The organism is Saccharopolyspora sp. NPDC049426, from assembly GCF_040676935.1.
Classification (GTDB): Bacteria; Actinomycetota; Actinomycetes; order Mycobacteriales; family Pseudonocardiaceae; genus Saccharopolyspora.
In genome coordinates this window covers 397,651-411,191 of sequence record NZ_JBFAPZ010000004.1, presented here as the reverse complement: position 1 = coordinate 411,191, position 13,541 = coordinate 397,651, and the positions used below count along the sequence as shown (strand labels likewise).

The 13,541-nt window shown below is 71.3% G+C and carries 14 protein-coding genes; 8 read left to right on the top strand and 6 right to left on the bottom strand.

Features of this window, described 5'->3' with window-relative positions; translation table 11 throughout:
- The first annotated feature begins 2 nt into the window (after positions 1–2).
- The 6 genes from AB0J78_RS10910 (at position 3) to AB0J78_RS10885 (ending at position 4,569) form a co-directional block, all read left to right on the top strand.
- Complete coding sequence (locus AB0J78_RS10910) at positions 3–1,520, top strand: histidine kinase (protein ID WP_363788617.1); 1,518 nt, start codon at positions 3–5, stop codon at positions 1,518–1,520.
- A 31-nt stretch (positions 1,521–1,551) separates the two neighbouring features.
- Complete coding sequence (locus AB0J78_RS10905) at positions 1,552–2,220, top strand: response regulator transcription factor (protein ID WP_363788897.1); 669 nt, start codon at positions 1,552–1,554, stop codon at positions 2,218–2,220.
- A 148-nt stretch (positions 2,221–2,368) separates the two neighbouring features.
- Positions 2,369–3,079 carry an alpha/beta fold hydrolase gene (locus AB0J78_RS10900; RefSeq protein WP_363788616.1) on the top strand — a complete coding sequence of 237 codons (711 nt, stop codon included), beginning with the start codon at positions 2,369–2,371 and terminating at the stop codon, positions 3,077–3,079.
- An 11-nt stretch (positions 3,080–3,090) separates the two neighbouring features.
- The gene (locus tag AB0J78_RS10895; RefSeq protein ID WP_363788615.1) at positions 3,091–3,372 is read left to right on the top strand and encodes a muconolactone Delta-isomerase family protein; all 282 of its coding nucleotides are present in this window, start codon (positions 3,091–3,093) and stop codon (positions 3,370–3,372) included.
- Complete coding sequence (gene ligA, locus AB0J78_RS10890; protein ID WP_363788614.1) at positions 3,369–3,722, top strand: protocatechuate 4,5-dioxygenase subunit alpha; 354 nt, start codon at positions 3,369–3,371, stop codon at positions 3,720–3,722. Before AB0J78_RS10895 ends, ligA begins: the two co-directional genes overlap by 4 nt.
- Entirely contained in the window at positions 3,715–4,569 is an 855-nt protein-coding gene (locus AB0J78_RS10885) for a class III extradiol dioxygenase subunit beta (RefSeq protein ID WP_363788612.1), read from the top strand. Before ligA ends, AB0J78_RS10885 begins: the two co-directional genes overlap by 8 nt.
- Before the next feature lie 39 nt (positions 4,570–4,608).
- On the opposite strand, the gene AB0J78_RS10880 is transcribed toward AB0J78_RS10885, so the two are convergent.
- Entirely contained in the window at positions 4,609–5,862 is a 1,254-nt protein-coding gene (locus tag AB0J78_RS10880) for an amidohydrolase (RefSeq protein WP_363788611.1), read from the bottom strand.
- A gap of 166 nt (positions 5,863–6,028) precedes the next feature.
- Here AB0J78_RS10880 and AB0J78_RS10875 point away from each other — a divergent pair, with 166 nt between their 5' ends.
- Complete coding sequence (locus AB0J78_RS10875; protein WP_363788610.1) at positions 6,029–7,948, top strand: primary-amine oxidase; 1,920 nt, start codon at positions 6,029–6,031, stop codon at positions 7,946–7,948.
- A gap of 1 nt (position 7,949) precedes the next feature.
- Here AB0J78_RS10875 and AB0J78_RS10870 read toward each other — a convergent pair whose 3' ends face one another.
- Positions 7,950–8,159 (bottom strand): DUF2277 domain-containing protein, encoded by a 210-nt coding sequence (locus tag AB0J78_RS10870; protein WP_363788609.1) that lies wholly within the window; start codon positions 8,157–8,159, stop codon positions 7,950–7,952.
- Between the two features lie 76 nt (positions 8,160–8,235).
- Between AB0J78_RS10870 and AB0J78_RS10865 the strand changes: the two genes are divergently transcribed.
- The gene (locus tag AB0J78_RS10865) at positions 8,236–9,024 is read left to right on the top strand and encodes an MBL fold metallo-hydrolase (protein ID WP_363788607.1); all 789 of its coding nucleotides are present in this window, start codon (positions 8,236–8,238) and stop codon (positions 9,022–9,024) included.
- 9 nt (positions 9,025–9,033) lie between these two features.
- On the opposite strand, the gene AB0J78_RS10860 is transcribed toward AB0J78_RS10865, so the two are convergent.
- From AB0J78_RS10860 to AB0J78_RS10845, 4 genes are all read right to left on the bottom strand, one after another.
- The gene (locus tag AB0J78_RS10860) at positions 9,034–10,101 is read right to left on the bottom strand and encodes a DUF418 domain-containing protein (protein WP_363788605.1); all 1,068 of its coding nucleotides are present in this window, start codon (positions 10,099–10,101) and stop codon (positions 9,034–9,036) included.
- A gap of 104 nt (positions 10,102–10,205) precedes the next feature.
- Complete coding sequence (locus tag AB0J78_RS10855) at positions 10,206–10,883, bottom strand: response regulator transcription factor (protein WP_363788604.1); 678 nt, start codon at positions 10,881–10,883, stop codon at positions 10,206–10,208.
- Positions 10,880–12,082 carry a histidine kinase gene (locus AB0J78_RS10850; RefSeq protein WP_363788603.1) on the bottom strand — a complete coding sequence of 401 codons (1,203 nt, stop codon included), beginning with the start codon at positions 12,080–12,082 and terminating at the stop codon, positions 10,880–10,882. The genes AB0J78_RS10855 and AB0J78_RS10850 overlap by 4 nt, the downstream gene beginning before the upstream one ends.
- 103 nt (positions 12,083–12,185) lie before the next feature.
- Positions 12,186–13,523, bottom strand: a complete 1,338-nt coding sequence (locus AB0J78_RS10845) for an MFS transporter (RefSeq protein WP_363788601.1) — start codon at positions 13,521–13,523, stop codon at positions 12,186–12,188.
- Positions 13,524–13,541 lie beyond the last annotated feature (18 nt).

The window sequence follows — 13,541 nt, the reverse complement described above, 5'->3', positions numbered from 1 at the left end:
GCATGCGACCACCGGGACGTGCGCCGCTGGCGGGTGCCACCGCCGAGCCGGTCGTGCGCGCCCTGGTCGACGTCTCCGCGGACGGGCTGGCCGTGCTCGACGAGGACGGCCGGTTCGCCGAGGTCAACGCGGCCGGTCATCGCATCCTCGGACTGGGCGACGAAGCCCTGCGCGGGCACCCCTCGCCGTTCGAAGCAGGTCGCGCGCGACCCTCCTCGGACGTGCGCAGGCAGACCGAGTGGCAGGGCGGCGACGGGCGCTGGCAGCGCCTGGAGTACCGGATCTCGGCGCTGCCCGACGGGCGGGCCGCCGTCTGGTTCACCGACATCACCGAAACCCTGCGGGAGCAGGAACGGCTCTCGGCGATCACCCGCGCCGCCGCCAGCGTCGCCGACTCCGGCTCGCTGAGCGCCACCCTCGACGCCGTGGCGCGCGAGGTGTGGAGGACCGCCAACATCTCCGCCGTGCAGATCATGACCATCGAGCACCCGCGCGACGAACTGCGCGTGGTGGGCATGGCCGGGTTCGGCGACACCACCGGATTCACCGAGCGGCTCAGCGAATGCCGGAGGCTCGGCGCCGACGTGCGGTTCATCGACGCCCTCCAACAGCGGCAGGCCGTGGTCGTGCTGCACCGCAAGCGGGTGATCATGAACGATCCGCGCTGGCTGCCGCTCAAGCAGATCATGAGCGAACCCGACTGGGACGGTTTCGTGTCCATGCCGCTGGTGGTGCGCGGCAGCGCGCTCGGCGTCATCAACGCCTACTACGTGCCCGGCGACGATCCCGGGCCGAGCTCGCTGGCGTTCCTGTCGGCGATGGCCGACCACGCGGCCGTCGCCATCGAAACCGCCTCGCTGCTGGCCCAGACCCGCTCCCGCGCCCAGATGGAGGAGCGCCGGAAGCTCGCCCGCGACCTGCACGATTCCGTCGTGCAGCAGCTGTTCTCGATGGGCATGCAGGCCCGCGCGCTGCGCTCGCGCCTGGACCGCACCCGGGAGGGCGGTGCGGACGTGCGCGAGGGCGTCGAGGAGATGGTGGGCCTGGCGCGCAACGCGCTGGCCGACCTGCGCGGGCTGGTGTTCGAACTGCACCCGCTCGACCTCGCCGACCGCGGCCTGGTCGACGCCGTGCGCAGCTACGCCGCCGGGGTCGAGGCCCGCAGCGGGCTCGTCGTCGAGGTGCACGCCGACGACGGTCTGGAGCTGGACCTGGGCGTCGACGTCGAGGAAGACCTCTACCGCATCGTCCAGGAGGCGCTGCACAACGTCGTCAAGCACGCCCGCGCCGCACGGGCCGACGTCGCGTTCGGCCGCTCCGGGCGCGACGGCGGCGGGGTGACCGTGCGCATCACCGACGACGGCACCGGCGCCACCGCCGATGCCGGCAGCGGCGAGAACCTCGGCCTGGTGTCGATGCGCGAACGCGCCGAGCGGTGGCGCGGCGGGCTCGTCGCAGGTGGCAAACCCGGCGGGGGATGGGCGGTCGAAGTCGCCCTGCCCGCCACCTCGAGCCGCTGAGAAGTCCCCGAGGGAGGAAGTGGTGACCGAGATGATCGCGACCGATGTGGTGCGCGTGCTGGTGGTCGACGACCACGCGATCGTCCGCCGGGGCCTGCGCGCCTACCTCGACGCCGAACCCACCCTGGAGATGCTGGGTGAGGCGGTCGACGGGCAGGACGCCGTGGCCCGGCTGACCCAGTGGCACGTCACCGGAGCCCGCATGCCCCACGTGGTGCTGATGGACCTGCAGATGCCGAAGATGGACGGCGTCGAAGCCACCCAGGCCATCGTCCGGGCGCACCCCGAGCTCAAAGTGGTGGTGCTGACCAGCTTCGGCGAGGCCGAACGCGTGCATGCCGCGCTGACCGCCGGTGCCGCCGGCTACGTCCTCAAGGACGCCGACACCGACGAGGTCGCCACCGCCATCCACGCCGCAGCCACCGGAGAGGTCCACCTCGACTCGGCCGTGGCCCGCCTGCTCGCCCGCCGCATGGCGGCACCCAAGACCGGCCTCACCTCGCTGACCAGCCGGGAGCGCGAAATCCTGGTCCTGGTGGCCCAGGGCCTGTGCAACCGCGAGATCGCCGAACGCCTGGTCATCAGCGAACGCACCGCCCGCACCCACGTCAGCAACCTCCTCGGCAAGCTCCAGCTCTCCTCCCGGACCCAAGCAGCGCTCCTCGCCATCCGGGAGGGACTGGTCTCCCCGCCCACCTGACTCGGGCTGGGGAAGGGACGGATGTCTCGGTCCGGTCGGTGCCTCGCGGCGGGTGCTGTGCCGTCAGCGGTCGGATCTGCGGGAGCGGGCGGGTTCGTAGGTTCGTGGGCAGAGCGGGCATCCGACTGGTAGGGGAGAACTCCGGGACATGGACGGGACTTTCGTGCTGGTGCACGGGGCATGGCACGGCGGTTGGTGCTGGGACCGGGTCGCACCGCTGCTGCGGGCCGCCGGGCACGAGGTGCACGCGCCGACGCTGACCGGGCTCTCCGAGCGCTCCCACCTGCTCTCGCCGCAGGTCGGGCTGGACACCCACACCGAGGACGTCGTGCGCCACCTCGACGTGCTCGGGCTGCGCGACGTGGTGCTGGTCGGGCACAGCTACGCCGGTCAGCTCGTCAGCGCGGTCGCCGACCGCAGGCCCGAGGTGGTGACCCGCAGGGTGTACCTGGACGCGTTCGTCGGCTCCGACGGCGAAGCAGCCGGCGATCTGCTGCCCGACCAGGTGCGCCACCACTGGGCCGAATCGGCCATCACCGACGGCTTCGGCTGGATGGTTCCGCCTCGCTCCCTGTCCGTGCTCGGCGTCAGCAAGCCCGACGACATCGACTGGCTCACCCCGAAGCTCACCCCGCACCCCTGGAAGACCTACACCGACCCGCTGCGCCTGACCGGAGCCGAGGCGGACGTGCCCGCGGTGTTCATCGAATGCGTCGACTGGATGCGGGTCTTCCGCGCCCACGCCGCCCGCGCGCACGCCAGGGGCTGGCCGGTGCACGAGCTCAAGACCGGCCACGAAGCCATGGTCACCGCCCCCGCCGAACTCGCCGATGCGCTCATCGCAATCGCCCGGAACTGACGGGAGAACCCGTGGAATTCCTGGTCCGCTCCGAGAACCGGCTCCCGCCGGACACCCCCGAGGAACGACGCGCCGAGCTCAAGGCCGCCGAACGCGCCCGCGCGATGCAACTGCGCGAGCGGGGAATCCTCAAGCGCCTGTGGCGGGTGCCGGGCCGCAACGCCACCATCGGCCTCTACGAAGCCGACGACCCCGCGCAGCTGCACGAGGCGCTGATGTCGCTGCCCCTGTCGCCGTGGCTCGACGTCACCGTCGAAGCCCTGGCCACCCACCCGCAGGAGAGCGGCGCATGACCGAGATGGACGACATACCGGGAACGTTCGTCTTCAACGGGCACGCGGCCCGCCGCGGGTACCGGCTCAACAAGATGCTCATGACCTTCCGCGACCCCGCCGCTCGGCAGCGGTTCCTCGCCGACGAGCCCGCCTACTGCGAGGAGTTCGACCTCACCGGCTCCCAGCGCGACGCCGTCCTCGACCGCGACTGGCAGGCGCTGTGCGAGGAGGGCGGCAGCATCTTCTACGTCTTCAAGCTCGCGATGGTCGACGGCAAGTCCATGCAGCACCTCGGCGGTGCGTTCACCGGGATGACCGAGCAGGAGTTCGTGGCGATGATGCGCGCAGGCGGGAGGACCGGTGGCTGAGGTGATCTGGGGTCTGGCGACCTCCCACGTGCCCTCGATCGGCGCCGCCATGGACGGCGGCAAGACCCAGGACCCGTACTGGAAACCGCTCTTCGACGGCTACCGCCCGGCCCGCGAGTGGATGGCCGAGCGCACCCCGGACGTGGCGCTGGTGATCTACAACGACCACGCCAACGCCCTCGACCTCGACGTGGTGCCGACCTTCGCCATCGGCACCGCCGAGTCCTACCGGGTCGCCGACGAGGGCTTCGGGCCGCGGCCGGTGCCCGACGTCGCCGGTGCCCCGGAGCTGTCGCTGCACCTGCTGGAAAGCCTCGTCGACGACGGCTTCGACATGACCGCGCTGCAGAGCCTCGACGTCGACCACGGCTGCACCGTCCCGCTGTCGGTGTACTGCCCCGACCCGGGCGAGCAGTGGCCGTGCGCGGTGGTCCCGCTGCTGGTCAACGTCATCCAGTACCCGCAGCCCACCGCCGCCCGCTGCTACGCCCTGGGCGAGGCGATCGGCCGCGCCCTGCGGGCCTACCCACCGGACGTCACGGTCGCGATCTTCGGCACCGGTGGGATGTCGCACCAGCTGGCCGGGGCGCGAGCCGGGTTCATCAACCCCGAGTTCGACCGGATGTTCCTGCGCGAGATCGAGACCGATCCCGAGCACCTGGCGGGCCTGTCCCGCGCCGACTACGTCCGCGAGGCCGGTTCCGAGGGCTTCGAGCTGGTCATGTGGCTGATCATGCGCGGCGCCCTGTCCCAGCAGATCCACCGCGTGCACGACACCTACCACGTCCCGGCCTCCAACACCGCCGCCGCGCTGGCGCTCTTCGACAACCGCCCCTCGCCGAGTTGATCAGCCGCTGGAGGTGGACATCGGCCGCAACCGGAGGCGTCAGCCGAGCCAGAGCGCGGCTGCGGTGACCAGGGCGGACGACGCGCGCAGCAGGGTGGGTTCCAGGCCGGTCGGCACGAACTCGGGCGAGTGATTGCCGGGCGCCTTCCCTGCCGCCACCGCCGCGTTCGGCTTCGCCGGATCGGCGTAGAGCGCGGGGTCGAAGCCCCCGAAGTTCCAGAACACCGACGGCACCCCGGCCGCGGTGCCGAACGCGCCGAAGTCCTCGCTGCCGGCCTTCGCCTGCGGCGTGTGCACGAACTCGTCACCGAATTCCCCGGCGAAGGCGCCGGAAACCCGGAGCGCGGCGTCGACGTCGTTGACCAGCAGCGGGAACGCGTTGATCGGCTCGACGTCGGGTTCGCGAGGCGCGCCCGCCGCCGCGGCCTCGTGACGGACGATTCGGCCGATGGCGGCCAGGACGGTCTCCCGCACCTCCGGGTCGAAGGTGCGCACGTTGAGCTTGAGCTCGGCGGTGGCGGGGATGACGTTCTCCTTGCCGCCCGCGTGCACGGCGGCCACGGTCACCACCGCGACGTCCTCGGGGGAGATCTCCCGCGCCACCACGGTCTGCAACCGCAGCACGATCGACGAGGCGATGACGATCGGATCGACCGTGGCCTGCGGCTGCGCGCCGTGCCCGCCCCGGCCGTGCACCGTGACCCGCAGGCTGTCGGCGGCGGCCATGAACACCCCGGGCCGCACGTAGAGGTGTCCGCTCGGGGCCGAGGCGATGTGCTGGCCCAGGGCCACGTCGAAGGCGGGGAAGCGGTCCAGGAACCCGTCGTCGATCATCGCCTGCGCTCCGCCGCCGACCTCCTCGGCGGGTTGGCACACCGCCAGAACCGTTCCCGACCAGGCGTCTCGCCGCGCGGCCAGCTGCTCGGCCGCACCGATCAGCGCCGCCATGTGCGCGTCGTGCCCGCAGGCGTGCATCACGGGTGACTCGTTGCCGTCGCCATCGACGCCGACGGCCGCGCTGCGGTAGGGGACCTGCTCGACCTCGCGCACCGGCAGCGCGTCCATGTCCGCCCGCAGCAGCACGCCCGGCCCGTCGCCGTTGCGCAGCACGCCCACGACGCCGGTCCCGCCGACCCCGCTGGTCACCTCGTAACCGGCGGCCCGCAGGCGCTGCGCCAGCACCCCGGCGGTGCGGTCCTCCTGGAACGACAGCTCCGGGTTCCGGTGCAGGTCCTCGTAGAGCTCGCGGACACCTGCGATGCGGTCTTCCAACCCGGCCAGCAGCCCGGACATACCCGCTCCTCCCATCGTGGGCGACGGAGCCAGCCTCGCACCTCGCACGCGCGCGGCGAAGTGGCGGCCCGCTCATCGGGGGATCGGCCTCGCCTGCGAGGGCCATGAGCGCCATGCTGGTGGTGGCCTGCCGCCGCCGGACAGCCGGCCGTTCTGGGGAGGAAGCATGACCATCGCGGAACAGCCCGCCACCACGACCACGCACCCGCTGGACCCGATGACCACCGAGGAGGTGACCACGGTCCGAGCGGCGCTCGACGACGCCGGGCTGCTCGGCGAGAACGTCCGGTTCACCTTCGTCGCGCTCGAAGAGCCCGACAGGGAAGCGGTGCTCGCCCACCGACCCGGCCAGGACGCGGACCGCCGGTTCCGGGCGGTGCTGCTGGACCTGGCCACCGGCGTCTCGCACGACACCGTCGTCTCCGCCACTCGCTCCACTGTGGACTCCGCGCGCCGGCTGGACCCGGCGGTCGACGGGCAGCCGCCGATCATCGACACCGAGTTCGAGCTGGTCGAGGAGATCGTCAACGCCGACGAGCGCTGGACATCGGCGTTGCGCAAGCGCGGCATCGACCCGGCCACGGTGCGCGCCGCGCCGCTGTCGGCGGGCGTCTACGACGAGCCGGGGGAGCGGGGCGAGCGCATCATCCGGTCGCTGGGCTTCCAGCAGTTCCACCCGGCGGACCACCCGTGGGCGCACCCGGTGGACGGGCTGTGCGCCTACATCGACCTCACCAACCGCGAGGTCACCCGCGTCATCGACCACCGCGAACTCCCGGTCCCGCAAGAATCCGGCAACTTCGACGACCCCGACGTCACCGGGCCGGCCCGCACGAGCCTGCGACCCATCGAGATCACCCAGCCCGAAGGACCCAGCTTCACCGTCGAGGGCCACCGCGTGCGCTGGGAGAACTGGGACCTGCGACTCGGTTTCAACGAGCGCGAAGGGCTCACCCTGCACCAGGTCTCGTTCCACCAGCGGCAGGTGCTGCACCGCGCGTCGATCGCCGAGATGGTGGTGCCCTACGCCGACCCGTCGCCGGTGCGGTTCTGGCAGAACTACTTCGACTGCGGCGAGTACATGTTCGCCCGCTACACCAACTCGCTGGAACTGGGCTGCGACTGCCTCGGCGAGATCCACTACTTCGACGCGGTCGTGGCCGATGACTTCGGCAGGCCGCGCACCATCCGCAACGGCATCTGCATGCACGAAGAGGACTACGGAGTGCTCTGGAAGCACACCGACGTGTTCACCGGCTCGCAGGAGACCCGGCGGCAGCGCCGGCTGGTGATCTCGTTCTTCACCACCGTCGGCAACTACGACTACGGCTTCTACTGGTACTTCTACCTCGACGGCACCATCCAGCTGGAGTGCAAGGCCACCGGCATCACCTTCACCGCCGCCTACCCCGACGAGGGCCACGAGCACGCCACCCAGATCGCCCCTGGCCTGGGCGCCCCGTTCCACCAGCACCTGTTCTGCGCCCGGCTCGACGTGGCCGTGGACGGCCGGCGCAACGCCGTGGAGGAGGTCGAGGCCGAACGCGTCCCGGTCAGCGAGACCAACCCGTTCGGAAACGGGTTCCGGGCCAAGAGGACCCGGCTGAGCACCGAGAGCCGGGCCGCCCGGCTCGCCGACAACTCCCGGGCCCGGACCTGGCACATCGTCAACCCCGGCAGCCAGAACCGCTACGGCGACAACGTCTCCTACGTCCTGCACCCCGAAGGCCGGCCGGTCATGCTCGCCGACGAGTCCGCCTCGGTGCACGCCCGGGGAACCTTCGCGACCAAGCACCTGTGGGTCACCCGCTACCACCCCGAGCAGCGGTACCCGGCCGGCGACCTGGTCAACCAGAACCCCGGAGGCGCAGGCCTACCGGCCTGGACGGCGGAGGACCGCGACATCGACGGCCAGGACATCGTCGTCTGGCACACCTTCGGGCTCACCCACTTCCCGCGGCCCGAGGACTGGCCGGTCATGCCCGTCGACCGCGCGGGGTTCACGCTCACGCCGGTCGGCTTCTTCGACCGCAACCCCACCCTCGACGTCCCGCGCTCGACCGGCGCCGACTGCCACGGGAAGTGATCTAGCGCCCTCTGACCTGCAATGAGCCGAGGAGCTTCGCGGTGGCCCGTTCGATCTCGTCCACCGCCTGGTCGAAGCTCTCGGCGTTGTGGGCGGCAGGCGCCCGAAACCCGGAGATCTTGCGGACGTACTGCAGGGCGGCCGCCCGGACGTCGGCGTCGGTGACCTGCTCGGCGTAGGGCGGGCGGAGGGTCTTGATGCTGCGGCACATGCCCGCATTGTCCGCCTCACCTCCGACAGCGACCAGCGGTAGTTTGGTCCGGGCGCCGACACCGGGGAGGGACGACATGGGGCTGCCGATCTGCGCGACCTGCGGGATGCAGTACGCCGAGGCCCGCGAGGACTGCCCGATCTGCGAGGACGAGCGCCAGTGGGTCCCGCGCGAAGGCCAGCAGTGGACCGACCTGGACGCCCTCCGCGCCGAGCGCAGCGCCGTGCTGCGCGACGAGGGCGGCGTGCTGGGCATCGGCTGCGAACCGAAGTTCGCCATCGGTCAGCGCGCGCTGCTGGTGCGCACCGGCGCGGGCAACGTCCTCTGGGACTGCACCGCCTACCTGGACGACGAGATCGTCAGCGCCATCGACGACGCGGGCGGTCTGATCGGCATCGCCATCAGCCACCCGCACTACTACACGACGATGATCGAGTGGGCCCGCACCTTCGACGTGCCCATCCACCTGCACGAGGCCGACCGGCAGTGGGTCGGCCGCCCAGACCCGGCGATCCGGTTCTGGAACGGCACGACCCACGAGATCCTCCCCGGCCTGACGCTGATCAACCTCGGCGTCCACTTCGCGGGCGGCACGGTCCTGCACAGCGCCTCCGGGAAGGGTTCGCTGTTCACCGGCGACATCGTCCAGGTCATCCCGGACCGCACGCACGTCGGTTTCATGTACAGCTACCCGAACCTCATCCCGGAACGACCCAGCGTGGTCCGGCGGGCCGCCGAGCTCCTCGACGAGCTCACCTTCGACTCCCTGCACGGGGCCTGGTGGGACACGGTGATCCCCACCGGCGCCCACGAGATCGTCCAGCGCTCGGCAGCCCGCTACCTGCGGTTCGTGCGCGAGGAGTGAGGCGCGGACCTACGCGGGCGCGCGGCGCAACGGCACCACCTTCCACCAGGTCGCGCTGCGCAGCGCCCACTCCGCGGGGCCGTACCGGAAGTGGCCCAGCCACCAGTGGCTGAAGGCGGCCTGGACCGCGAGGACGATCAGCGCCAGCAGCAGCGCGGTGGTCCAGTCTCTGGATTCGCGGAGGCCGAGCGGACCGGCCGCTGCGACGACCAGGAGCGTGGCGGTGAGGTAGTTCGTCAGCGCCATCCTGCCGAGCGGTTCCAGCAGCGCCGCCAGCGGTCGTCCGACCCTCGTGCGGAGCACGAGCAGGAACGCCGAGGCGTAGGCGACGGCGCCGAGTACACCGGCCGCCGCCGTGATGCGGGTCGTCAGCGGACCGTCCGGCGGGTACACCAGCTGCGCCCAGACGGCGGGCACGCTCAGCAGCACCGCGATGGCCAGCACCGCGGCGAGTTGTCCGGGACGGCGGTCGACCGTCCGCGCGATCCCGGTCCGGGCGCACGCCAGTCCCAGCAGGAACAGCCCCGGGATGCTGAACATCCCGCCCGACACCACGGTGAACCCGGCGATGGCGGCGAGAACGCTCGCAGGAACCAGCACCCCGGTCGGCAACCACGACGCGGGCAGCAGGACCAGCAGCCCGAAGATCGCGTAAGGCAGCAGCGCTTCCCCGGGCTGCAGCACGTGGTGGGCCGCGCCGAGAAGCCCGAGGACGAGCAGCCTGCGCGCCAGCACCAGGCGGGGACGGAGGGAGCGCTGCTGGGCGCCGTCCAGGAACAGCGAGAAGCTCAGTCCGAACAGGAACGCGAACATCGGGTAGAAGTGCTGCTCCACCAGCATTCCGAGGCCGTTCGAGATGAGGTTCGACGCGCCGTCCTCGGAGCCGTGGGCCATGCGGGTGATCTGCGGGATGTTGACGAGCAGGATCCCGCAGAGCGCGAAACCCCGGAGAGCGTCCCACTCGGTGACCCGACGCGGAGCCGCTTCGCCGCTACCGGTGGGAGGGCGGAAGGGGTGTGGATCGGGGGAGGTTCGGGCCACGACTGCCCGAGCGGATTCACTTCCTGAGGTGCTCATGACCGCTACGGTGCACCGCGGGCGCGGCTCTCCGCCTCGGCCTGCGGGCCGATCTCCATCGGCCGAAAGTCCGAAATCCCGGACCTGGCCGGTCGTCCGAGGTCTCAGCCGGCCTGGTCGGCGGTGACGGCACCGGTCGACCACGCCCACGCCGCGATCTCCACCCGGTTGCGCGTCCCCAGCTTGGACTGGATGTTGGTCAGGTGGGTCTTGACCGTGCCGAGCGAGAGGTACAGCTCGGCGCAGATCTCCTGGTTGGTGCGGCCCACCGCCACCAGCCGCGCCACGCCCAGTTCGCGCTCGGACAGCACCGCGGGCGGCGTCCGCGCCTGATCCGATGCCTCCTGGGTTTCCAGCCGGTGCAGCAGCCGGACCGTCACCGCCGGTGAGATCAGCGCGTCCCCGCGGTGCGCGGCCTCCACGGCTTCGACCAGCAGCGCAGGGCTGGCGTCCTTGAGCAGGAACCCGCAGGCCCCGTTGCGCAACGCCGCGTGCACGTAGTCGTCCTGGTCGAAGGTGGTCACCACCACCACGCGCATCGGTTCGGTGGTCGCCGGGCCGGCCAGGATCCGGGTCACCTCGAGGCCGTCGAGCTCGGGCATCCGGATGTCGACCAGGCAGACATCCGGGCGGAGCCGCCTGGCCAGCTCGACGCATTCGGCGCCGCCGGCGGCCTCGCCGACCACCTCGATGTCCGGCCGGGCGTCGAGGATCATCCGGAAACCGCTGCGCACCAACCGCTGGTCGTCGGCGATGAGCACTCGTGTCGGGGTGTCGCTCACGTCGAAGAGTCTGGCACGCCCAGCACCGGGAAGTCGGCGGCGATGCGCCAGCCGCCGTCGGGGGTGGCGCCCGCCTCCATCGTGCCGTCCACGGCGGACACCCGTTCGCGAAGTCCGACGACGCCGAACCCGCCGTGGCCGCCCACGGGCAGCGCGGCCCGCTCGACCGGCTGGGTGTTGGCGACCTCCGCGCGCAGCCGGTCGCCGGTCAGGTCGACCCGCACCGACACCACCGCGCCGGGGGCGTGCCGCCGCGCGTTGGTCAGCGACTCTTGCACCAGCCGGTGCACGGAGGTCTCCACCTCGGGAGCGAGCCGAGCGCTGCGAGCGGCGGCGGCGACCGACAGCGTCGCGCGCTGGTCCTCGCCGCTGCAGAAATCGCTGACCAGCGCGGCGATCTCGCTGAACAGCTCGCCGTGGCGCCGGGGCGGGCCGTCGACTTCCCGCAGCACCCGGACCAGCCGCCGCATCGAATCGAGCGTCTCGGTCCCCGCGTCGTGGATGTCGCTGAGGATGGAGTCGATCTTCTCGGGCGCCGTGTCGCGGATGGCGCGCGCCGCGTTGGCCTGCACCACGATCCCGGTGACGTGGTGGGCGACGAAGTCGTGCAGGTCGCGCGCCAGTTCCAGGCGTTCGCCCTGACGCACCGATTCCACCGCGCGGGCCCGGCGGGAGTCGAGGACGCGCAGGTAGCAGGCCAGGCCGATCACGCCGCCGGTGGCGAAGGTGAGCAGGAACGAGAAGGTGAGCACGGAGGTGAACTCCTCCGGTTCCCAGCCGAAGGTCCGGGCAGGTCCGGTGATCACGGCGAGGCCGAGCGGCAGCGCGACCAGCGGTACCGGGATCTGCCGGCACGCCCGGCCGAGCAGGATCAGCAGGCAGATCGATTCCAGCACGCCCCAGTTGCCCTCGACCTCGGTCGTCAGCAGCATCGTGGCGGTCAGCCCCAGCGAACCGACCGCGGCGATCCAGGAACGCCGGTTCAGCGAGAGGAACCGGTCGGGGATGAACAGCAGCAGCGCCGCCACGGTTCCGGAGACCAGCGGCGGGATCCAGTTGTTGTCCCCGTCGCGGATGCCGTCGGAGGACTCCAGGTCCAGCAACCACACGAGCAGCAGCGCCGCGCACAACCCGGCGGTGAGCGCGTGCAGGGCGGGGCGGGGGAGGGCACTGCCCTCGGCGGGAACCTCGTTGTGCACGCCGAAAGGCTATGACATGCGGATTCCCCGCCGGATCAGCCGCGCGGACGATGCGGCGGAGCGGGCATCGGCCACGTGGCCGATGCCCGCTCCGGGTGGAGAGTCAGGCCGCGTCGTGGGCGACGTTGAGGTCGCGGTCCTTGGTCTCCGGTGCGACGAGGGAGGCGATGAAGCTGATCGCCATGATCACCATCATGTAGATCGCGACCGGGACCCACGATCCGCCGAACGCGGCCATCAGGCCAGCGCAGATCAGCGGCGCGACGCCACCGCCGACGACCGAGGAGAACTCGCGGCCCAGCGCCACGCCCGCGTAGCGGTAGCGGTTGCCGAACAGCTCCGGGAAGTAGCTCATCTGCACGCCGACCGAACCGTGGCAGGCCAGGATGAACCCGATCACGATCGCCACCGTGATCGCCACCGGTGAGCCGGTGTTGAGCGCGATGAACGTCGGCACCGGAAGCAGCACCAGCGCGCCCATGATGGTGGAGTAGACGCTCTTGCGACCGACCACATCGGACAGCGCGCCGAACCCGAAGGCGGCGATGCCACCGCAGATCGCGCCCAGCAGAAGCACCTTCGGCACGAACGCCTTGTCCACCCCGACCGTGGAGACCAGGTAGGAGGCCATGAACACCTGGTAGGTGTAGGACTGGGCGTTGGAACCGACGTTGAGGAAGAACGCCAGCATCAGCGGCTTGCGGCCCTTGCTGAACGTCTCGGCCACCGGCGCCTTCGTCTCGCCGACCTGCTCCTTGAGCTCCTGGAACACCGGGCTCTCGTTGAGCTTGCGCCGGATGACCAGCGCGGCGACCGTCACCAGAATGCTGCTGCCGAACACCAGCCGCCAGCCCCAGCTCATTAAGGCTTCCTCGGGCAGCGACTGCGCGAGGATCCACGCGACCGCTCCGAGCGCGGTGCCCAGCGCGGCACCGGTCATCACCAGCGACGCCAGCGCACCGCGCTTGCCCCGCCCAGCGGTCTCGGTGAGCAGCGTGGCGCCGCCGGCCTGCTCGGCACCGGCACCCATGCCCTGGAAGAACCGGCACGCGACCAGCAGGACCGGCGCTAAGAGCCCCACCTGCGAATAGGTGGGCAGCAGGCCGATGGCCAGCGTGGACCCGCCCATCAGCAGCAGCGTGGCCACCAGGACCCACTTGCGGCCCAGCCGGTCACCGAAGCGGGAGAAGATCAGCCCGCCCAGCGGCCGCGCGGCGAACCCGACGGCGTAGGCGCTGAAGGAGGCCAGGATCCCGGCGACCGGCGAGATGTTCGGGAAGAACAGCTTGCTGAAGATCAGCGCCGACGCGGTGCCGTAGATGACGAAGTCGTACTGCTCCAGCGTCGTGCCGATCAGCCCGGCCCACGCCGCGCGCCGCACGGCCTTGCGGTCCGGAGGGGCTTCGGTGGTGTCCGCAGTGGAACTTCTTTGTTCGCTCATGGGTCCACGCAATCTTCT